The sequence below is a fragment of the Amycolatopsis sp. CA-230715 genome (genome assembly GCF_018736145.1).
Taxonomy (GTDB): Bacteria; Actinomycetota; Actinomycetes; order Mycobacteriales; family Pseudonocardiaceae; genus Amycolatopsis.
The window spans coordinates 6,237,110-6,256,366 of record NZ_CP059997.1 but is presented as its reverse complement, the minus strand read 5'-3'; the positions used below and the strand labels follow the sequence as shown (position 1 = coordinate 6,256,366).

The following is a 19,257-nucleotide window of genomic DNA, read 5'->3' as shown; positions in this document are numbered from 1 at the left end:
ACGTTTCGGGTACTCGGAGGCGGCTGCCCCTCCAGTAACGTGGCCCGGAAGCGGGAACGACGATACGACTGATCGCCACGCTGCTACCCGGAGTTCGTCAACTGGGAGTGCGACCATGGTCGCCCCCGCGAAACGGACCATATCAGCCGGGCGGAGGACGCCGTACAGGCGTACTCCTAAAGCGAGCTGTTGGGGATGACGGTGGGGGTCTTCGTCGTCATGAACGCCCTGCCCTCCACCGTCGCGGCCACCACGACGCAGGCGGCGAAGGTCAGTCCGAAGCTGTACCGGTCGATCACCGTGACGCCCTTGAGCGCGAACGTCAGGCCGAAGAGGACGATCAGCTTCAGCGCGTATCCACCGAGGACGGCCGCCATCGCGAACTGGGGCGACTGGTGCGCGCTGTAGCGCATGATGGTCAGCGTCAGCAGGGACGAGCCGAGCGCCAGCACGCCGCCGAGCAAGGCGCCGTAAAGCCCGCCGGTGCCCTTCACGATCACCGCGATCACCACCGCGGCGACGATCACGACGGGCAGCGCGATCAGGGTCGCCTTCTTCATCGCGGCCTGCAGCTTCAGCACAGACGGGGCGTACGGGCTCTCGGGTTCGCCGGTCTGAGCCTGCTCGGTCTGGGCGTCACTCACTGCACTGCTCCCTGGTCGCGAAGCCCTCAGTCTAGACGCGCACATGATCGGGCACGGCGGCGGCTCCCGCCGAAGCGGGTTCCCGGTCCGTCACCTCACCGGTGTCTTCCGGTCTTCGAACTCACCGGCGTCGGCCCTGATCTCGTCGAAGACGAGCCGGAGGTCGCGGAGTGCGGGCTCCACGCCCTCGACGTTCCCGACGCCACCGACGTGCAGGATCACTTCGTCGACACCGGCGGCGTAGTACTCACGGATCCGCCCGGCCACGGTTTCCGGTGGCCCGTAAGCGAAAACGCCGGAATCCACCAGCATCCGCACCCCGCCCTCGCGGTCGGTGTGGTCCACCGGCACACCGGCGCGCCGCAGCATGTCCGCGTAGTGCGGCCGGGTCACGTGCGTGCCCACCACCTCGGTGGCGAGGCGGCAGGGGTCCCGGTGGGCGCGTTCCAGCGCGATCGGCACCACGGTCGCGATCCGCGCGCGCCGGTCGCGACCGGCCCGGCGCGCGGCGGCCTCCAGCGCGGGCACGAGCTCGCCCGCGACGAACGACGGGGGCGTCATCCAGGTGATGGCGACGTCGGCGATCTCGCCCACCGAACCCGCCATCGCGGGCCGGAGCACCCCGGCACCGATTTCGACCGGTGGATGCGGCACGGGGATCAGCTTCGAGTTCGTCGAGAAGTAGTCGCCGGCGAAGTCGACCGGCTCACCCGCGAGCAGGCCGCGCAGGATCGTCAGGTACTCGACGGTGGCCGCGCGCGGGCTGCGGTAGTCGGCGCCGGTCAGCAGGCGGCGATCCTGGTCCCCGGCGGGGCCGTAGCCCGCGACGAACGGGTGGCCGGTCAGCGCGGCGACGGTGCGCGCGTGCAGCGCCGCCTCGAACGGATGCCGCAGCGGAGTCAGCGTCACGGCGGTGCCGACCGGGAGGCGGATGCCGAGCCCGGCGAAGTAGGCCACCAGCTGGTGCAGTTCGAGGGTCTGCACCTGGCCGAACCACAGCCGTCTCGGCCCGATCCCCGCCACCGCGCTCGCGATGCGGGCGGCCAGGTCGATCGAGGTGGGGTTTCCGGGGAACAGGACGGAGGTCCCGTTCGCGGCGCGGGCGTGGTCGGTCAGCACAGGGGCTCCCCCGCGGCCACGAGCGACCGCCCGGCGCCGTCGATCATGTCGGCGAGGCGGTCGATCCTCGCGTTGATGAGCTCTCGCCACCCGAGGTGGGCCGCGACGTGCCGCAGCCCCGACAGGTACATCACGGTGGCGGCTCTGCCCGTCCGGTCACGGTCGACGCCGTCGCCGTACCCGTCGAGGAAGGCGCGGGCGATCTCGCCGAGGTCGAGCGCGCCGCGCTCCATCATCCCGGTTATTTCGGTGTAGGCCGGGATCTCGGCGAGGAACTTCCCGACGTCGACCTCGGGCCCGGAAGCACCGATGTCCGGCCCGGTCAGCAGCCATCCCCGCGAGAGCTCCTCGTCCGGCACGAGATGGCCGAGCGTCACCGCGCCGTGGCACAGGCAGGCCCGCCGTCCGACCAGTTCGGCGCACCAGTCGAGCACGATCTTCCAGCGCGCGGTGCCGAGCCGTTCGGCGACCGCGGTGTGCAGGAACGACGCGTCGCGGGTGCCGAGGCCCGACCAGGCCCAATCGGACAGCTCGCGCAGGCGGCGCGGCACCTCGGCGTAGCCGGGCGGCACCGGTTTCCGGTGCAGTCCGCGCAACGCGCCGCCCAGCGCGGCGGCGAGGCCGACGGCGTCGCCGGGACGGATCTTGGCGCCGAGCAACCGCCAGCCGACGCTCAACGGCGACGGCACCCGGTACTCGATCCCGTCGGCGACCGGTCGCGCGACGGCGAACCCGATCCGGGGCGTTCCCGCGTCCTCGAACGCGGCGAGCGCCTCTTCCGGCGCGAAGACCGCGGGCGCGATCCCCATCCGGCCCGTGGTTTCACGCCAGCGATAGGCGCCGGAATCGTGGTGGAAGACGTCGGTACGGACGTTGAAGGTCTCGTACGAGAGCACGCGTTCCCCTGCTTCGCTCATGATCGTCCCCTGTGTCGGTGGAACCGGTGTGCGGGCACGGTTTCCCGTGCCCGCACACCGGAGTCGGTACAGCGCTCCGCACCGGGCGGAGCCGGGACTCAGCCGCAGCCGGCGATGAGCGTGCTGATCGTGACGGTCAGGCTGATGCAGGTCAGGCACGCCACCAGGTCCGAGCCCGCGTGGACCTGGAGGTCGAGCTCGGTGGCATCGGTGTAGGTGCCGTAACCGTCGACCAGTTCCTCCAGCAGGGCGGTGTCCGCGGTGGTCAAGGTGTTCTCGACGAGCTGCATGGCACTTCCTTTCTTTTCTGGTTGTTCCCCTATTTGTTTCTTCCCTGGACGATCCCGATGCCCTGGGAAGTCAATGGCGGGCGAGGTTGCGCTCCGGTGCCGCGGGATCGCACCCGGCGGCGGTGAGCGCGGTCGCCACGGACGCCCGCGGATCCGAGCCCGCTTCCCCTTGGTGGTAGGCCAAAATCCCCTCGACGACGGCTTCGGCCCGGTGCTCGCCGAAGCTCTGCCGCGGTCGCCCCTGCCGCGGGTCGTCCGGTTCGCTGGCGACGGAGACCCCTGGCGCGATGGGTGCGGCGAACGGCGACCCACCGGAACCGGGCGCTACCACGGAGGCCGCGTCGCAGACCGATTCCGCCGCGGTTCGCTCGTCTTCCGCGTCGGCGTAGACCACGAGCGCGTCGTTGCGCGGATAGGATTCCGCGACCGTGAGCGTCTTCGCCCGGTAGGGCAAACCCGCCGACTCGAGCCGTTCGAGAACCCGTGCCCAGACGGTCCGCCCCTCGACGGGATCGGCGAGGCGCACGTACAGGCGCACGATCCGCCCGCGAGGAGCCCCCGCGGATCCGTCCACGAGCAGGAAACCCGGCGACAGGTTCGGTCGCACCGACGGCAGCGCCGCGACGGTCCCGCCTTCGCGCAGGTCCTCGGCGGAAAGCCGGACGCGCACACCGCCCACGGTGACGACCGCGTCGGCGCCCTCCCGCGAAATCGGGCGGACCGGCGTCGGTGTGGTGGCGTGCGGGACCGCTTCGATCAGCGGGCCTTCGATCCCGGGATCGCGGTACCGCGGCATCGCCGAGGTTTCCGCCGCACCCTGGTGGAAGTGCTCGTACACGGCGGAGGCGAGCTTTCCCTTCAACTCGGCACGGCTCGTCGCGGTCACCGCCCGATCCCCGGCCACGGCGGTGAGCGCGGGGAGGTCGACGGTGATGCCGCCGAGCACGGCGGAAAGGCGGTCCGCGAGCACGGGAGCGGTCCGGGTCATCGGTGGTCCTCCAGTCCGAGCGCGGTGAAGAACTTCTCCGGGCGGACCAGTGCCGTCCTGCCGACGCCCACCACGGCGCGCTGGGTCGCGGACAGCCGGGGGCCGAACCGCGCGGAGGCGAAGAGGCGTTCGAAGGTGTGCCAGCCGGCGTAGCCGACGGCTCGCGCGGCGAGTCCGGCGTCGGCGAAGTCCGCGGCCTCGCGGTAGCCGCGCCAGAAGGAAGAGACCAGGGGCCGGATCCCCGCGATCTCGGCCACCCCGCGGCGCAGCACGCCCTCGTGCCCGGACAGGTCGTCGTCACCGTTGCCCGCGATGCCCAGCACCGCGCGGTAGAGCCATTCCCCGACGAAGCCCCCCACGTCGCGCGCCGGGTCGCCGAGCCGGAATTCCTCCCAGTCCGTCAAGTAGACGCTCGCGCCGTCGATCAGGTACTGGTCCAGCCGGAGATCGGCGTGGATCGGGCGGTGCACCGCGGCGCGCTCGTGTTCGCGCAGCCGGTCGACGGCCGCCAGCAGCACGCGGTCGTACTGGATCAGGTTCCACAGCTCCAGCTCGGCGGCGCTGAGTTCGACGAACTGCGCGGCGGAGAGCCTGCGAAGCGCGGGCTCTTCCGGGAGAACGGACTGGGCGGCGCCGAACCGGGTCGGGTCGGCCGCCGGGAACCCGTGCAGCCTGCCCAGCAGCGCGCCCATCCGCGCGCAGTCCGACGCGGTGATCCGGTCATCGGTGGCGAGTTCCGCACCGCTGCGGTGACCGAGCACGCGTTCGAACACCAGCAGGCCGTTGCGTTCGTCGTGCCCGAGCAGGCTCGGGGCCCGCACTCCGCCGCCGCCGCGTTCGCGGTTCATTTCCTCGAACCGGACGGCGCGCTCGAACTGCACCGCGGCTCCGTCGATCTTCTTCACGAACACTTCGGCACCGGCGGTGGTCCGCCCCGCGCAGTTCTGGTTGCGGCCGAGATAGGACACCCCGGATTCCGGCACGAAGCCGCCGAGGCCGAGGCCGCGCAACAAGGTGCCGGTCGCCTCGGACCCGGCCAGCTCCGACAGCGTGGCGAACACCGGCGGGGTTTCGACGGCCGTCATGACGCCGAACCCGGCTTCCGGTAAACCGAAATGACGCGGTCGTGGTCGCCGGTGGGCTGTTCCCGGCGCCATCCCGACCAGCGGCCTTCCAGCCGGAGGCCGGCGAGCTTGGCCATCAGGTCGAGTTCCGACGGCCAGATGTGCCTGCCCGCCTCCTGGCCGATCCGGAGGCCGCCGGAACCGAGGACGCAGTAGGTGGCCACCGCGGTCTGGCTCGCCTTGTCGGCCTGCGCCGTGGCGATGACCATCGAATCGGCGGAAAGCGCCTGCGCGCTGGTGACCGGGTAGGTCCGGCGGTACATCTCACCGGGGCCGATCGTCTCGAGCACGGCGGCCCCGCCGTCCCTGAGCTGCTCCCCGATCCGGAGCACGGTTTCGACCTGGGCCTCCTGCGTGAGCAGCGCGCCGAGGGTGTTGATCGCCATCAGCACGACGTCGGCGTCCTCGATGACCGTCGTCGCCGAGAAATCGCCCTCCAGCGCGGTGATCCGCCCTTCGGGGTCCCGTTCGCGGAGCTTGGCGAGCATCTCGGGCGAGGAGTCGATGCCGTACACCTTCCGGCCGGTGCCCGCGATGTGGGTCGCGACGCGTCCGGTGCCGATCCCGAGCTCCACGACGGTCCCGTCCTCGGGGCACAGCCCGGCGACGAACTCGGCCGCCAGCTTCGCCTCCCCGGAGTCCGGGTAGATCAGGTCGTAGATCGCCGCCATCGACTCGCCGTAGCTCTTTCCGGCAGGATTCACCCCTGGCTCCTCAGTTCGTTTTCAGCGGACCGGAAAAACCCGGTTTAATTCAAAAATGACACAAAGACTGGACGCGAAAAAGTGCGGAACCAGTCGGCAGATTCCCGGAATCGGCGACGCAACCGAACGAGAACAACGCTACCCACGACAACTCAAGATCGTCTACTGGACTTTTCTGTTGCACCGTTCGGCGTAACGCGACTCCTCGGCCCGGCAACGCTTGACACGCTCGCCGAGTTTTTCGCTACAGTTCGACCGGACAAGGCAGCCTCACTGGGGACGCCGATCGGGAAACCGGACGGCGAAAAGAGGGAAACTTGCACACAATAACAGAGTCACGCCAAGAACTGACAACCGTCGCCGTTGCCGGCTGCGCCGAGACGCAGGAACAATGGGAGCGGGAATTCACCGATTCGTACGCGAAGATCATCCGTTGCCCGAAGAGTTCCGCGTTGACACCCACGTTCGTCCGGCACTACCAGCCGGACTGGCTCGTCTTGATGGCCGATTCGGGCCACCACGCGCGTAACCTGATCTCGGCCGTCGGCGGCATATCGCCCGGCCTCTCGATCGCGGTCGTGGCGGCCGACGAAGTCGCTGGCACGCTGGGCAGGGCGCACTGGGGCCGAGGCGTCCGCGTGATCGCCGGGTCCAGCGCCACCCCGAGCAGGCTGATGTGCCTGATGACCACCAGCGACCAGCTCGACGTCGCGGTCTTCGACCTGGCGGCCACCAGGAGCGGTTCGGCGTCGGTGGCGTTCCACCTCACCGACCGGGAGTGGCAGGTGCTGCTGCAGCTCACCCGCGGCCGTTCGAACTCCGAGATCGCGAAGGAACTCGCGATCAGCCTCAACACCGTGCAGTTCCACGTCGGCAACGTGCTGCGCAAGACCGGGGCGCGCAGCCGCGCGGAGGCGATCGTGAAGTTCGCGCGGTGCGGATTCCCCGGGGCGACGCGATGACCGATCCGTCACAGGCCGGGTACGACGCGGTGATCATCGGCGGTGGGCCCGCCGGGCTCACCGCCGCGCTGACCCTGAGCCGGTACCGGCACCGCGTGCTGGTGGCCGACGCGCCGGAACCGCCGCGCAACGCGGCGTCACCGGGGATGCACGGCATGCCGGGGCTGGAAGGCGTGTCCCCGGCGGAACTCCGCGACCGGGTCTGGCGGGAGATCGGCCAGTACGGCATGGCCACGCGCCTCCCGCTGCGGGCCCGCGACGTCCGGCCGCACGACGGCGGAGGCTTCACCGTGGACTTCGCGGGTGGCGCCCCCGTCTCGGCGGCGACCGTGCTGCTCGCCACGGGTGCGGTCGATGAGCTGCCCCACGACATCGACGGGTTCGACGACTGCTGGGGCCGCAGTGTCATCCACTGCCCGTTCTGCCTCGGCTGGGAGAACACCGGCCGGCCCTGGGGCGTCGTCGTGGACGAGGCGAGCCACGCCGCCGTCGCGGCGACCGGGTTCGGGTCGTGGACCGAGGACGCGATCGCGATCGTCCCGCCGGGCATGCCGCACGTGGAGGAGGCGCGCGCGGTCGCGAAACGGGCCGGTGGGGACGTCGTCGAAGGCACCGTCCGGCGGCTGCTGCACGACAACGGCGCCCTGCACACGGTGGAGTTCGACGACGGCAGCCGGTTGGCACGGCGAACACTGCTGTGGACGCCGAAGCAACGGCCGGTGCCGCTGGTCGCCGCGCTCGCCGACGAGCTGAACCTGTCGATGGACGAGGACGGCTTCGTGGCGGTGGACGACACCCGCCAGACCGGGGTCACGGGGCTCTACGCGGCGGGTGACGTCACGACGCGGTGGGAGCAGAGCGGCATGGCCGCGGCCGCGGCGGGCGCCCGTGCCGCCGACGCGATCCACCTGGCCCTGCTCACGGCGCGGTTACGGGGCGTCGCGGTTGCGTGAGCGCAACCGCGGGACGATGGTGACCAGGACCGCGAGCACCAGCCCCACCACGACGAGCCAGAACACCAGCGCGGTGTCGAAGAGCGTCACCGAGACGGCGCCGAAGGCGAGCAGCCCGGCGAACAGGTAGGCGAGCAGCACCGCGCGGCGCTGGGAGTGCCCGATTTCGAGCAGTCGGTGGTGCAGGTGCATCTTGTCGGCCGCGAACGGGCTCTCCCCGCGCCGGGTGCGCCGGATGACGGCCATCAGCAGGTCGAGCAGCGGCAGGAAGAGCACCGCGGCCACCACGAACAGCGGCGAGAGCAGCGCCAGGGTGTCCGACGGGCCGAACTGGGTGTAGTTGATCTTGCCGGACGCCGAGGTGCTGGCGGCGGCGAGCATCAGCCCGATCATCATCGAGCCGGAGTCGCCCATGAAGATCTTCGCGGGCTGGAAGTTGTGCGGTAAGAACCCGAGGCAGGCCCCCGCGAGCGTCGAGGCGATGAGCGCGGGCGGGTAGCTGCCGACGTCGCCGCCGGAGGAGGCCAGGATCCCGAGCGAGAACGCGCACGTGGCGGCGGCCGCGATGAACCCGAGCCCGCTCGCGAGCCCGTCGAGGCCGTCGACGAAGTTCATCGCGTTGACCATCACGACCACCAGGAGCACGGCGAGCAGCCCGCCCTGGTTGCGGTCGAGCACGAGCACCGAGCCGAGGATGTCGCCGTCCCCGCCCCACGGGACCCAGAAGCTGTTCCACTGCACGCCGAAGATGACCAGGATGCCCGCGCACATCACCTGGCCGGCGAGCTTGGTCCAGGCGTCCAGCTCGAACCGGTCGTCGAGCGCGCCGATGAGCACGATGACGCCGCCGCCGATGAGCACGCCGACCGGGTCGAGCGAGAACTCGAACGCCCGGCGCAGCACCGGGAGCTGGTGCGCGAGCGCCATGCCGCCGCACACGCCGAAGTACATCGCGAGCCCGCCCATGCGGGGGATCGGGATGACGTGCACATCGCGCGCACGCGGGTTGGCGATCGCGCCGACCTTGGTCGCGAAGCGGCGGACGAGCCCGGTCAGCAGGAAGGTCAGCGTCGCCGAGATGAGGGCGACCAGGATGTACTCCCGGATGGGGAGACCGGCGTTCAGGGTGGGCACGGCCGCGTCAGTCCTCCGGATTCCGTTGCACGGGCGGCGTCACGCTACCGCGCCCGCCGTGAGGTTCCGGTGGCACCTCAGGCCGGATCCGAGACGGGCACACCGAGCACTTCGGACACTTGCGCGCGGGAGACCGCGCCTTCGCGCAGCAGCACCGGATCCGAGCCGGTGAGGTCGACGATCGAGGACGGCACGGGCTCGCCGGACGGGCCGCCGTCGAGGTACACCGCCACGGAATCGCCGAGCTGCTCGCGCGCTTCTTCGACGTTCGAAGCGGGCGGGCGGCCGGAGACGTTCGCGCTCGACACGGCCATCGGGCCGACGTCGCGCAGCAGTTCCAGCGCCACCGGGTGCAGCGGCATCCGCAGCATCACCGTGCCGCGCGTGGTGCCGAGGTCCCAGTTCAGGCTCGGCGCGTGCGGCAGCACGATGGAGAGGTCGCCTGGCCAGAACGCCTCGATGAGCGCGCGCGCCTGCGGCGGCACGCCGAGCACCAGACCGTCCACAGTGGACCACGAGCCGACCAGGACGCCGACGGGGAGATCGGGGCCGCGGTTCTTGGCGCGCAGCAACGACTGCACCGCGCCGGAGTCGAAGGCGTCCGCGCCGATGCCGTAGACGGTGTCGGTCGGCAGCACCACCAGCCTGCTCGACCGGACCGCGCCCGCCGCCGCGGCGAGCCCGTCCGCCCTGCTGTCGTGTCGCCCGCAGTCGTAAACCGCACTCATGCCGCTGAACTGTAGCGAGGTTCGACGGCGGCTTGCTTAGCGGTGCGGGTAGCGGAACCTCAGCGGCCTTCTCGCTCCGGGATCTCCAACTCATGAATAACCGATTCACCACGGTGAAGCTGTCCTCGCGAGAAGACCGCTGAGAACCCCCGGCGGTGCAAGCTGACGGCCCACTCAAGCGGCTCCGCCGCTTACGAAAAACCGAGGTAGTCCTGCGCGGGCTCAGCCCACGCGTCGCCCGACCACCACCCCCCAAGGAGACGCTTCGCGCTATCCCCTTCGGCGGGCGGTGACGAATCGGGGACAGCCCGCGAGGTCCTGGTGCGCCTCCACCGAGGACAGCACCCTGCGGGCGGACAGCAGCGTCGGCACCGCGGTCCCGTGCGTGTCGTCGTGCTCGATCGCGAGCCCGCCGCCCGGCCGCAGCAACCGCGCGGACAACGCGATCGCGTGCCGGATCACCGCGAGCCCGCCCTCCTGGGCGAACACCGCGTGCGCGGGATCGTGCTGGGACACCTCCGGCGGCACCGCGGTGCCCGGCGGCACGTACGGCGGGTTGCACAGCACCAGGTCCACCAGGCCGTCCAGCTCGGCGAAGATCGTGGGGTCGCCGATGTCACCCGAGTAGAGCCGGATCGGGGTGTCCCCCGCCGCGACGCGCGCGTCGGCGTTGTGCCGCGCCCAGGCGAGGGCCTGGCTGTCGATGTCGACGGCGTACACGACGGCGTCCGGTTTCGCGTGCGCCACCGCCAGCGCGAGCGCGCCCGAGCCGGTGCACAGGTCCACCACGACCGGGTACTCGCGGCCGCGCAGCAGCTTGAGCCCCCATTCGAGGAGCAGTTCGGTCTCCGGGCGCGGCACGAAGACACCGGGGCCGACATCGAGCGTGATGCCCCCCATCGCCGCCCAGCCGGTGAGGTGCTGCAGTGGCACCCGTTTCGCGCGCTGCGCGACGAGCTGGCCGATCGCGTCCACGACGGGCGCGTCCACCAGCGGTAAGAGCGGCAGGCGCCCGCGTTCGACGCCGAGGACGTGCGCGGCGATGAGCTCCGCGTCGGTGCGCGGGGAGGACACGCCTGCCTCGTCGAGGATCCTGGTCGCCTCCATGATCGCCAGGCGCAGCGGTTGTCGCTTCACGCGTCAAGACTGGCACATGCCGGGCAGGTACCCGGCGAGTGCGCCCCGTGCCCGCTGGAGCGTGTCGATTCGTTCATCCATACCGGCCAGCTCGCGCCGCAGGGTGGCGACCAGTTCGGGGCACATGTCCAGTTCGGGCGCGTCGCCCTTGGCGCACGGCAGCACGGTCGCGATGACCTCGGTGGTGAGCCCGGCCGCGAGCAACGCGCGAATCTGGCAGACGGTCGTCACGGCGTCTTCGCCGTAGGCGCGGTAGCCGTTCGCGTCGCGCTCGGGCCGCAGGAGCCTCTGCTCCTCGTAGTACCGCAGCATCCGCTGGCTGACCCCGGTCGTCCCGGACAGCTCGCCGATCAGCATATGACCCCCGTCACCGCGCGTTGGCCTTCACATCGATGTCAGCCCTTAACGTCGGGGCATGGCCAAACATTTCGCCCGTACGGTGGCCGGATCCGGCCAGGGGCTGCTGCTCGCGCACGGTGCCGGCGGGAGCGTCGCCGCGAACTTCGGCACGGTCATCGACGATCTCGCGCGCGACCACACGGTCGTCGGGGCGGACTACCCCGGTACCGGCCGGACCCCGCGCGCCACCGCGCCGCTCGTGCTCGACGACCTCGCCGACGAACTGGTCCACGCGGCCGTCGACGAAGGGCTCGACCGGTTCGCCGTGCTCGGATATTCACTCGGCACGGCGGTGGCGGTGCGAATTCGCACCAGGTACCCCGATCGGGTCACCGCACTGGTGCTGACCGCGGGATTCGCCCACCCCGACCGGCGCATGCTGCTCGCCGCCGACCTGTGGCGGCGCCTGCTCGCCCTCGGCGACCGCGACCTGCTCGCACGGTTCCTGACGCTCGTCGCCACCGGGTCGCGCGCGCTCAACGGCCTTTCCGCCGCCGAGCTGGAGGACTCGGTGGCCGGGCTGGCCGCGTTCATCCCGGACGGCAGCTCCGAGCACGTCGAGCTGCTCACCGGTGTCGACACGCGCGCGGAGCTGGCGGGTATCGACGTGCCCGCGCTCGTCGTCGCGACCACGTTCGACGACCTCGCCCCACCATGGCTTTCGCACGAGCTGGCGGACGGGATCCCCGGCGCGGAACTGGTGGAAATCGCGTCGGGGCACGGAATCGGCGCCGAAGCGCGCGACGAGTGGCTCGGCGCGATCCGGACCTTCCTGGCCGCGCGATGAGGATACAGGCCGTCCTGCCGGACGAATCCTCCACAATGGACCCGCAGGAGCCGGTGCGGCTCGCCGTACTCGCCGAGGAACTCGGTTACGAGACGGTGTGGCTGCCCGATCACGTGCTACCGCCGGCCGAGTACGGCGAGGTGTACGGCGGCGTGTACGAGCCGCTGGTCACGTTGTCCTACGTGGCGGCGAAAACCAGCCGGATCCGGCTCGGCACCTCCGTGCTCGTGCTGCCGTTGCGCAACCCGTTCGTTCTCGCCAAGCAAGTGGCCACAGTGGACAGATTGTCCGGTGGCCGCGTGACACTGGGGGTCGGGATCGGCTGGGACGCAACGGAGTTCGCGAACGTCGGCGCCGAGTTCGCCACCAGGGGCGCGCGGACGGACGAGGGAATCCGCCTGCTGCGGCACCTCTTCGGCGGCGGCGGGCCGTTTTCGGGCCGGTTCCACTCGTACACCGAAGGCGTGTTCGAGCCCCGCCCCACCGGGAAGGTGCCGATCATGGTCGGCGGCACGTCGAAGTTCGCGTTGCGGCGGGCGGTTTCCCTCGCCGACGAATGGCAGGGCGTCGGACTGACGCCAGCCGAATTCGCCGAGCACGCCGCCGCACTGTCCACAAGCGACGTATCGGCCGGGACGAGGATCGACTGGCGCGGCGGCCAGGAAACCGCGGCACTGGCCGCCGAATTCGCGCGCGCGGGCGCGGACTCGCTGGCCATCCACTTCGGCGCACACACGGACTACGCGGCACGGCTCACCGATTTCGCTTCGCGCGCCCAGGATTCCGGCCTTCTGCCCCGAAGGTGACCTTCGGGGCGTTCAAGTCCCCGAAAGCCACTTTCGGGGCACGCTAAGGCGGTCAGCCCGCGTGTTCGGAGAGGCGCTCTTCGCGGTCCGCGGTGAGCAGCGCTTCCAGCACGCCGTCGAGATCGCCGTCGAGCACCTGGTCCAGGTTGTACGCCTTGTAGTTCACCCGGTGGTCGGCGATGCGGTTCTCGGCGAAGTTGTAGGTGCGGATCCGCTCGGAGCGGTCCACGGTGCGCACCTGCGAGCGACGGGCGTCGGAGGCCTTCGCGGCGGCTTCCTCTTCGGCGATCGCCTGCAACCTGGCCTGCAGCACCTGCAGCGCGCGGGCCCGGTTCTGGATCTGGGACTTCTCGTTCTGGCAGGACACCACGATGCCGGTCGGCAGGTGCGTGATCCGGACCGCCGAGTCGGTGGTGTTGACGCTCTGCCCGCCGGGACCGGACGACCGGAACACGTCGATGCGCAGGTCGTTCGGGTCGATCTCGACCTCGACGTCCTCGGGCTCCGGGTAGATCAGGACGCCGGCCGCGGAGGTGTGGATGCGGCCCTGCGACTCGGTGGCGGGCACCCGCTGCACGCGGTGCACGCCGCCTTCGAACTTCAGCCGCGCCCACACGCCATCGGGATCGGAGCCCTTGGCCTTGATGGACACCGTCGCGTCCTTGTAGCCGCCGAGATCGGAGTCCACCGAGTCGAGCACCTCGGCCTTCCAGCCGTGGCGCTCGGCGTAGCGCAGGTACATGCGCAGCAGGTCGCCCGCGAACAGCGCGGACTCCTCGCCGCCTTCGCCCGACTTGATCTCCATCACCACGTCGGAGCCGTCGTACGGGTCGCGCGGCAGCAGCAGCTCGGTCAGCTTGGCTTCCAGCGCCGGGATGCGCGCGCCGATCTCCTCGGCCTCCGCGGCGAACCCGGGGTCCTCACCGGCCAGCTCCTTGGCCGCGGCCAGGTCCTCGCGGGCCGACTCCAGCTCGCCGATCGCGTTGACCACCGGCGTCAGCTCGGCGTGCCGCCTGCCCAGTTTGCGCGCCCTGCCCTGGTCGGCGTGCACCTCCGGCTCCGCGAGCTGGCGCTCGAGATCCGCGTACTCGTCGAGCAGGCCCTTGAGCGAACTCGAATCCATGGTTCACGCCCTTCCGGCGGTGGTGCTTCGGCCCGGGAACAAGCAAACGGCGCCCACCCCCGGTGCGGGAGTGGGCGCCGTCGGTGAAGCTACTTGGCGTCGGCCTTCTTCTGGCGCTTGCCGTAGCGAGCCTCGAAGCGCGCGACCCGGCCGCCGGTGTCCAGGATCTTCTGCTTGCCGGTGTAGAACGGGTGGCAGTTCGAGCAGATTTCCACGTGGATGGCGCCGGAGGTCTTGGTGCTCCGGGTGGTGAAGGTGTTGCCACAACCACAGGTGACCGTGGTCGGCACGTACTCGGGGTGAATACCGCTCTTCATGGTGTCCTCTCTCAGGTGGCCGCCGGGTCCCCGTCGGTGTTCGCACGAGGTGAACCGGAGCCGGACGTCAGCGGATGATTCTGCCAGATGCGCTGGCAAGGGCGTCAACGCGCCCCTCCCAGCGGGTATTCCCGCACGCCCGGTGACGGCGCGTGTACGGAATTTGTATCCGCCTCGGCCACGATGTCCGGTGTCAGTGAATTGCCCACTCGCACGCCAGGAGGCGGACCATGGTCAAGCACTCGAAGACACTCCTCACCAGGGCCGGGATCACCGCGTTCGCCGTCGCCGCACTGGTCGCCGCGCCGGTCGCGAGCGCGACCGCGGCACCGGCCGCGCCGTCCGCCACGATCAGCGCCTCGGACGTCAACGAGGCCGCCGGCACGTTCAGCACCGCGCCGGAGGCGGCCATCCAGGGCGCGGCCGACGGCACGCCCGCTGGCGCCATCCAGTGGTACAAGAACCACATGGGCAGTACCGGCTGGCAGGGCCTGTGCGAGAAGGCCGTCGAGAACGCCTACGGCGTCACGGGCGTCTGGGCCTCGGCCAACGCGCACTGGAACGGCGCGCCGCACCACTCCGGGGCCGCCCCGCTCGGCGCGTTCGTCTACTGGAACATCAGCGCGTACGGCCACGTCGGCATCTCCGACGGCAACGGCGGTTTCTACGCCACCAGCGTCGGCGGCAAGATCGGCCACGCCACGAGCGTGAACTACTTCAACAACTACCGCGGCTGGACGCCCGCCGCGGTCCCGAGCCGCTAATCGACCCGAAACAACCGAATGCCCTTTTCTTCATGCGAAGAAAAGGGCATTCGGCATTTGGTATTACTAATCGTCGTCGGGGCCCAGCGCGGTCTTCGAAACCGTCATCAGGAACTCGATGTTGGTCTTCGTCTTCCGCAGGCGCGAGATCAGCAGATCGATCGCCTGCTGCGAATCCAGCGCGGTGAGCACCCTGGAGAGCTTGTGCATCACGGCCAGCTCGTCCGGCGAGAGCAGCAGCTCCTCCTTGCGGGTGCCGGACGGGTTGACGTCGACCGCGGGGAACACCCTGCGCTCGGCGATCTTGCGGTCGAGCTTGAGCTCCGCGTTACCGGTGCCCTTGAACTCCTCGAAGATGACCGTGTCACCGGTCGAGCCGGTCTCCACCATCGCGGTGGCGAAGATCGTCAGCGACCCGCCGTTCTCGATGTTGCGCGCCGCGCCGAGGAACCGCTTCGGCGGGAACAGCGCCGTCGAGTCGACACCACCGGACAGGATCCGGCCGGACGCCGGGGCCGCCAGGTTGTAGGCACGGCCGAGGCGGGTGATCGAGTCGAGCAGCACCACCACGTCCATGCCCATCTCCACCAGGCGCTTCGCGCGCTCGATGGAGAGCTCGGCGACCGAGGTGTGGTCTGACGGCGGGCGGTCGAAGGTGGAGGCGATGACCTCGCCCTTCACCGACCGCTGCATGTCGGTGACCTCTTCGGGGCGTTCGTCGACCAGCACCACCATCAGGTGGCACTCCGGGTTGTTCGTGGTGATCGCGTTCGCGATGTCCTGCATGATCGTGGTCTTACCGGCCTTCGGCGGCGACACGATCAGCGCGCGCTGCCCCTTGCCGACCGGCATCACCAGGTCGATCACGCGGGTGGTGAGCTTGTGCGGCTCGGTCTCCAGCCGCAGGCGCTCGTTCGGGTACAGCGGCGTCAGCTTGGTGAACTCGGGGCGCTTCTTCGCGGCGTCCGGCTCGAGGCCGTTGATGCTGTCCACCCGCACCAGCGGGTTGAACTTCTGCCGCTGCTGCTCGCCCTCGCGCGGTTGGCGCACCACACCGGTGATCGCGTCACCGCGGCGAAGGCCGAACTTGCGCACCAGCGAAAGCGACACGTACACGTCGTTCGGGCCGGCGAGGTACCCGGAAGTCCGCACGAACGCGTAGTTGTCGAGCACGTCGAGAATGCCCGCGACGGGCAGCAGGACGTCGTCCTCGCGGATCTCGGTGTCCGGGCTGCCGCCCTCGCCGCGCCCGCCGCCACGACGGCGGCGATCGCGGAACCGGCGGCCCCTGCGACCGCCTTCCTCGTCGTCGTCTTGGCCGCCGCCGCGGTTCTGATCCGCGTTGCGGTTGTTCTGCTGGTTCCGCTGGTTGCGGTCGTTCCGGTCGTTCCGGTCGTTGCGGTCGCCCCGGCCGCCGCCCTGCTGGTCGCCACCGCCGCGCTGGCCGCGGTTGTCGGCGCCCTGCTGCTGGTTGCCCCCGTCGGAACCGCCCGAAGCGCGGTTCGACCCGCGACGGCGACGGCCGCCCTCGCGACGGCCGCCTTCCTCGCCCAGCGAGGAATCGGCGTTCGCCTCGGCGCGCTCGTTCGAGCGGTTCTCCTGCGGCTCCTGGGTTTCCGGCGCCTTCGCCTCGGGAGCCTTGGCCTCGGGGGCCTTCGCTTCCGGGGCTTCGCTCTTGGCCTCGGCGCTCTTCGGCTCCGCGGAGTCGTTCACGGCCTTCGGCTCACGACGCGTGCGGGCCTTCGGCGCCTCCTCGGCGGAAATGCCCTCCAACGGCAGCGTGTCGCCGCCGGCCGCCGCGGCCTGGCGGCGCTTGGACTTGCCCTGGCGCTCGCGGATGGCCGCGATCAGGTCGCCCTTGCGCATCCCGCCGGTGTCGCCGACACCCAGCTCGGTGGCCAGCTCGCGAAGATCCGCGATGACCATTCCGGACAGTCCGCCGGACCGGCGCTTCGGCGCGGCCGCGCCGTTCGCCTGCTCCCCCGCGTCGGACGCTGATTCCGAGCCCTGCACTTCGCCGCTCAAAAGATCGGTGTTGCTCACACATGTCCTTCCTGACCGATCCACGCCTCCAGGTGGATCAGCGGACTACCGCCCGCTTCCGATCGCGAGACGGCGTTGTTTCACGGACCTTCCCTCAGGGAAAGCCCACGTTCCCGATGCGGACCCCTCGGCCGAGATGCAGCCACAGCGGCAGAGCCGCCAGCACGGGAGTGTGCGTGCTCCATCCGGAGCACACGGAATTCGGCACCGCCATATCCGCCTGCGTCGATCCGCTTACCGGTGCGGAACTGGCGGACCAACTTGAGACACCCAACCGGAACAAGCTCCCGGGACCGGTGCCGGTGCGGAATGCGCACGGTGATCGAACGCCCCCGAGGGTAGACCCGCACGTGCCGGTGTGCAACAACCACCCCCCTCGTGGCCATGGCGTGTTATCGCACCTCAACCTTGACGCCGCCGAGGTCAATCGCCAGCTCGGCAAGGCTGAACCCGCGCGTGTCGGCCCCTTCGGGCAGCGCGCCGCCCTCGGTCAGTGCCAGTACCGTCGGCCCCGCGCCGGACACCGCGGCCGCGATCCCGTTGTCACGCAACGCATCCACGAGCGCGACGCTCGCGGGCAGCGCGGGCGCGCGGTAGTGCTGGTGCAACCGGTCCTCGGTCGCGGGGAGCAACAGATCGGGACGCGCGGTGAGCGCGTGCACGGCCAGCGCGGCGCGCCCGGCGGTGAACGCGGCGTCGGCGTGCGGGACCGCGTCGGGCAGCAGGCCGCGCGTCGCGTCCGTCGACGACCGCAGCTCCGGGATCGCGAGCACGGGCCGGATGCCGGGATGCGGTTCGAGCCGTTCCGCGAGGAACCGGCCGCTTTCCTCCCAGGCGATCACGAGACCGCCCAGCAGGCTCGCCGCCGCGTTGTCGGCGTGCCCTTCGAACTCCGCGGCGAGCTGCAACGCGTCGGCGTCCAGCGGCCGCTCGGCGAGCGCGTAGCCCGCGGCGACGCCGGAGACCACCGCGGCCGCGGACGAGCCGAGGCCCCTCGCGTGCGGGATCGCGTTGCGGCAGCGCAGGTGCAGGCCGGGCGGGCGGAAACCCCAGTGCTCGCAGGCACGGCGGATCGCCCGCACCACGAGGTGGCTCTCGTCGGTGGGCACGTCGGCGACGCCACCCGCGCCCGCGTCGACCACCTCGACCTTGAGCCCGTGGTCGATGACGGTGACTTCGACCACGTCGTACAAGCTCAGCGCCATGCCCAGCGCGTCGAAACCCGGCCCGAGATTGGCCGTCGACGCGGGCACGGTGACCCGGTACGAGGTCACGAAAGCTCCAGCGCCGCGGCGACGGCGCTCGGGTCGACGGCGAGCGGCTCCACCTCGACGTTGCCTTCGAGCGCGGTCGACGGGTCCTTGAGCCCGTGCCCGGTCACCGTGCACACCACGGTGGAGCCCTTCGGGATGCGGCCGTCCGCGGCGGTCATCAGCAGGCCCGCGACGCTCGTCGCCGACGCGGGCTCGACGAACACGCCTTCCTTGCGCGCCAACAGGTGGTAAGCCTCCAGGATCTTGGCGTCGGTGGCCGCGTCGAAGAGCCCGCCGCTGCCGTTCTTCGCCTTCACCGCGAGATCCCACGAAGCCGGGCTGCCGACCCGGATCGCGGTGGCCACCGTCTCCGGCTCCGCGACCGGTTCGCCGTGCACGAGCGGCGCGGCACCCGCGGCCTGGAAACCGAACATGCGCGGGGTGTTCTTCACCACACCGTCCGCAGCGTACTCGGCGTACCCGGCCCAGTACGCGCTGATGTTCCCCGCGTTGCCAACCGGCAGGCAGTGGATGTCCGGCGCCTCGCCGAGCGCGTCGCAGATCTCCCACGCCGCGGTCTTCTGCCCGATCAGCCGGACCGGGTTCACCGAGTTCACCAGCGTCACCGGGTAGTCCGCCGCCGTTTTACGGGCCAGTTCGAGGCAGTCGTCGAAGTTGCCGTCGACCTGCAGGATCCTGGCGCCGTGCACGACCGCCTGCGCCATCTTGCCGAGCGCGATCTTGCCCTGGGGCACCAGCACGGCCGAGGTCAGCCCGGCGCGCGCGGCGTAGGCCGACGCGGAAGCCGAGGTGTTCCCGGTGGACGCGCAGATGACCGCCTTGAGCCCGCTCGCGAGCGCGTGCGTGATCGCCACGGTCATCCCGCGGTCCTTGAACGAGCCGGTGGGGTTCGCGCCCTCCACCTTCAGGTACACCGTGCAGCCGGTCAGCCCGGACAGGTGCGGCGCGGCCAGCAGCGGGGTGTTGCCCTCGCCGAGGGTGACGATCTTCGCGCCCTCCGGCACCGGGATCCGGTCGCGGTACGCCTCGATGATGCCGGTCATC

21 protein-coding genes are annotated in these 19,257 nt (G+C 70.7%); 5 read left to right on the top strand and 16 right to left on the bottom strand.

What is annotated here, in order from left to right; translation table 11 throughout:
• Window positions 1-176: 176 nt before the first annotated feature.
• From HUW46_RS30055 to HUW46_RS30025, 7 genes are all read right to left on the bottom strand, one after another.
• Complete coding sequence (locus tag HUW46_RS30055) at window positions 177-644, bottom strand: hypothetical protein (RefSeq protein ID WP_215542142.1); 468 nt, start codon at window positions 642-644, stop codon at window positions 177-179.
• A 90-nt stretch (window positions 645-734) separates the two neighbouring features.
• Window positions 735-1,763, bottom strand: coding sequence for an LLM class flavin-dependent oxidoreductase (locus tag HUW46_RS30050; RefSeq protein WP_215542141.1), 1,029 nt, complete (start codon window positions 1,761-1,763; stop codon window positions 735-737).
• Window positions 1,757-2,680, bottom strand: a complete 924-nt coding sequence (locus tag HUW46_RS30045; protein WP_215542140.1) for a hypothetical protein — start codon at window positions 2,678-2,680, stop codon at window positions 1,757-1,759. Before HUW46_RS30045 ends, HUW46_RS30050 begins: the two co-directional genes overlap by 7 nt.
• Window positions 2,681-2,778: 98 nt before the next feature.
• Window positions 2,779-2,970 carry a hypothetical protein gene (locus tag HUW46_RS30040; protein ID WP_215542139.1) on the bottom strand — a complete coding sequence of 64 codons (192 nt, stop codon included), beginning with the start codon at window positions 2,968-2,970 and terminating at the stop codon, window positions 2,779-2,781.
• 70 nt (window positions 2,971-3,040) lie between these two features.
• Entirely contained in the window at window positions 3,041-3,958 is a 918-nt protein-coding gene (locus tag HUW46_RS30035; protein WP_215542138.1) for a T3SS effector HopA1 family protein, read from the bottom strand.
• Entirely contained in the window at window positions 3,955-5,043 is a 1,089-nt protein-coding gene (gene lxmK / locus HUW46_RS30030) for a class V lanthionine synthetase subunit LxmK (RefSeq protein WP_215542137.1), read from the bottom strand. Before lxmK ends, HUW46_RS30035 begins: the two co-directional genes overlap by 4 nt.
• Window positions 5,040-5,786, bottom strand: coding sequence for a class I SAM-dependent methyltransferase (locus HUW46_RS30025; protein WP_215542136.1), 747 nt, complete (start codon window positions 5,784-5,786; stop codon window positions 5,040-5,042). The genes lxmK and HUW46_RS30025 overlap by 4 nt, the downstream gene beginning before the upstream one ends.
• Before the next feature lie 452 nt (window positions 5,787-6,238).
• Between HUW46_RS30025 and HUW46_RS30020 the strand changes: the two genes are divergently transcribed.
• Window positions 6,239-6,748 (top strand): response regulator transcription factor, encoded by a 510-nt coding sequence (locus HUW46_RS30020; RefSeq protein WP_215542135.1) that lies wholly within the window; start codon window positions 6,239-6,241, stop codon window positions 6,746-6,748.
• Window positions 6,745-7,701 (top strand): NAD(P)/FAD-dependent oxidoreductase, encoded by a 957-nt coding sequence (locus HUW46_RS30015; protein ID WP_215542134.1) that lies wholly within the window; start codon window positions 6,745-6,747, stop codon window positions 7,699-7,701. Before HUW46_RS30020 ends, HUW46_RS30015 begins: the two co-directional genes overlap by 4 nt.
• On the opposite strand, the gene HUW46_RS30010 is transcribed toward HUW46_RS30015, so the two are convergent.
• From HUW46_RS30010 to HUW46_RS29995, 4 genes are all read right to left on the bottom strand, one after another.
• A complete protein-coding gene (locus tag HUW46_RS30010) occupies window positions 7,678-8,835 on the bottom strand; it encodes a glycosyltransferase family 4 protein (RefSeq protein ID WP_254125029.1) in 1,158 nt (385 codons plus the stop codon). The two genes, HUW46_RS30015 and HUW46_RS30010, sit on opposite strands and share 24 nt — an antisense overlap.
• A 77-nt stretch (window positions 8,836-8,912) precedes the next feature.
• Complete coding sequence (locus tag HUW46_RS30005; RefSeq protein WP_215542133.1) at window positions 8,913-9,563, bottom strand: L-threonylcarbamoyladenylate synthase; 651 nt, start codon at window positions 9,561-9,563, stop codon at window positions 8,913-8,915.
• Between the two features lie 270 nt (window positions 9,564-9,833).
• A complete protein-coding gene (gene prmC, locus HUW46_RS30000) occupies window positions 9,834-10,700 on the bottom strand; it encodes a peptide chain release factor N(5)-glutamine methyltransferase (RefSeq protein WP_215542132.1) in 867 nt (288 codons plus the stop codon).
• Between the two features lie 3 nt (window positions 10,701-10,703).
• Window positions 10,704-11,057 (bottom strand): MerR family transcriptional regulator, encoded by a 354-nt coding sequence (locus tag HUW46_RS29995; RefSeq protein WP_215542131.1) that lies wholly within the window; start codon window positions 11,055-11,057, stop codon window positions 10,704-10,706.
• Window positions 11,058-11,115: 58 nt separating this feature from the next.
• Here HUW46_RS29995 and HUW46_RS29990 point away from each other — a divergent pair, with 58 nt between their 5' ends.
• Window positions 11,116-11,886, top strand: coding sequence for an alpha/beta fold hydrolase (locus HUW46_RS29990; RefSeq protein ID WP_215542130.1), 771 nt, complete (start codon window positions 11,116-11,118; stop codon window positions 11,884-11,886).
• On the top strand, window positions 11,883-12,692 hold the full coding sequence (locus HUW46_RS29985; protein WP_215542129.1) for a TIGR03619 family F420-dependent LLM class oxidoreductase: 810 nt from the start codon (window positions 11,883-11,885) through the stop codon (window positions 12,690-12,692). The genes HUW46_RS29990 and HUW46_RS29985 overlap by 4 nt, the downstream gene beginning before the upstream one ends.
• A gap of 52 nt (window positions 12,693-12,744) precedes the next feature.
• Here HUW46_RS29985 and prfA read toward each other — a convergent pair whose 3' ends face one another.
• Both prfA and rpmE read right to left on the bottom strand, forming a co-directional pair.
• A complete protein-coding gene (gene prfA / locus HUW46_RS29980; RefSeq protein WP_215542128.1) occupies window positions 12,745-13,815 on the bottom strand; it encodes a peptide chain release factor 1 in 1,071 nt (356 codons plus the stop codon).
• A gap of 89 nt (window positions 13,816-13,904) precedes the next feature.
• Entirely contained in the window at window positions 13,905-14,132 is a 228-nt protein-coding gene (gene rpmE / locus HUW46_RS29975) for a 50S ribosomal protein L31 (RefSeq protein ID WP_215542127.1), read from the bottom strand.
• A gap of 230 nt (window positions 14,133-14,362) precedes the next feature.
• Here rpmE and HUW46_RS29970 point away from each other — a divergent pair, with 230 nt between their 5' ends.
• Window positions 14,363-14,896 carry a CHAP domain-containing protein gene (locus HUW46_RS29970; RefSeq protein ID WP_215542126.1) on the top strand — a complete coding sequence of 178 codons (534 nt, stop codon included), beginning with the start codon at window positions 14,363-14,365 and terminating at the stop codon, window positions 14,894-14,896.
• 66 nt (window positions 14,897-14,962) lie between these two features.
• Here HUW46_RS29970 and rho read toward each other — a convergent pair whose 3' ends face one another.
• The 3 genes from rho to thrC form a co-directional block, all read right to left on the bottom strand.
• Window positions 14,963-16,939 carry a transcription termination factor Rho gene (gene rho / locus HUW46_RS29965; RefSeq protein WP_215542125.1) on the bottom strand — a complete coding sequence of 659 codons (1,977 nt, stop codon included), beginning with the start codon at window positions 16,937-16,939 and terminating at the stop codon, window positions 14,963-14,965.
• 392 nt (window positions 16,940-17,331) lie between these two features.
• Entirely contained in the window at window positions 17,332-18,213 is an 882-nt protein-coding gene (gene thrB, locus HUW46_RS29960) for a homoserine kinase (RefSeq protein ID WP_215542124.1), read from the bottom strand.
• Entirely contained in the window at window positions 18,210-19,256 is a 1,047-nt protein-coding gene (gene thrC, locus HUW46_RS29955; protein ID WP_215542123.1) for a threonine synthase, read from the bottom strand. Before thrC ends, thrB begins: the two co-directional genes overlap by 4 nt.
• Between the last annotated feature and the right edge of the window lies 1 nt (window position 19,257).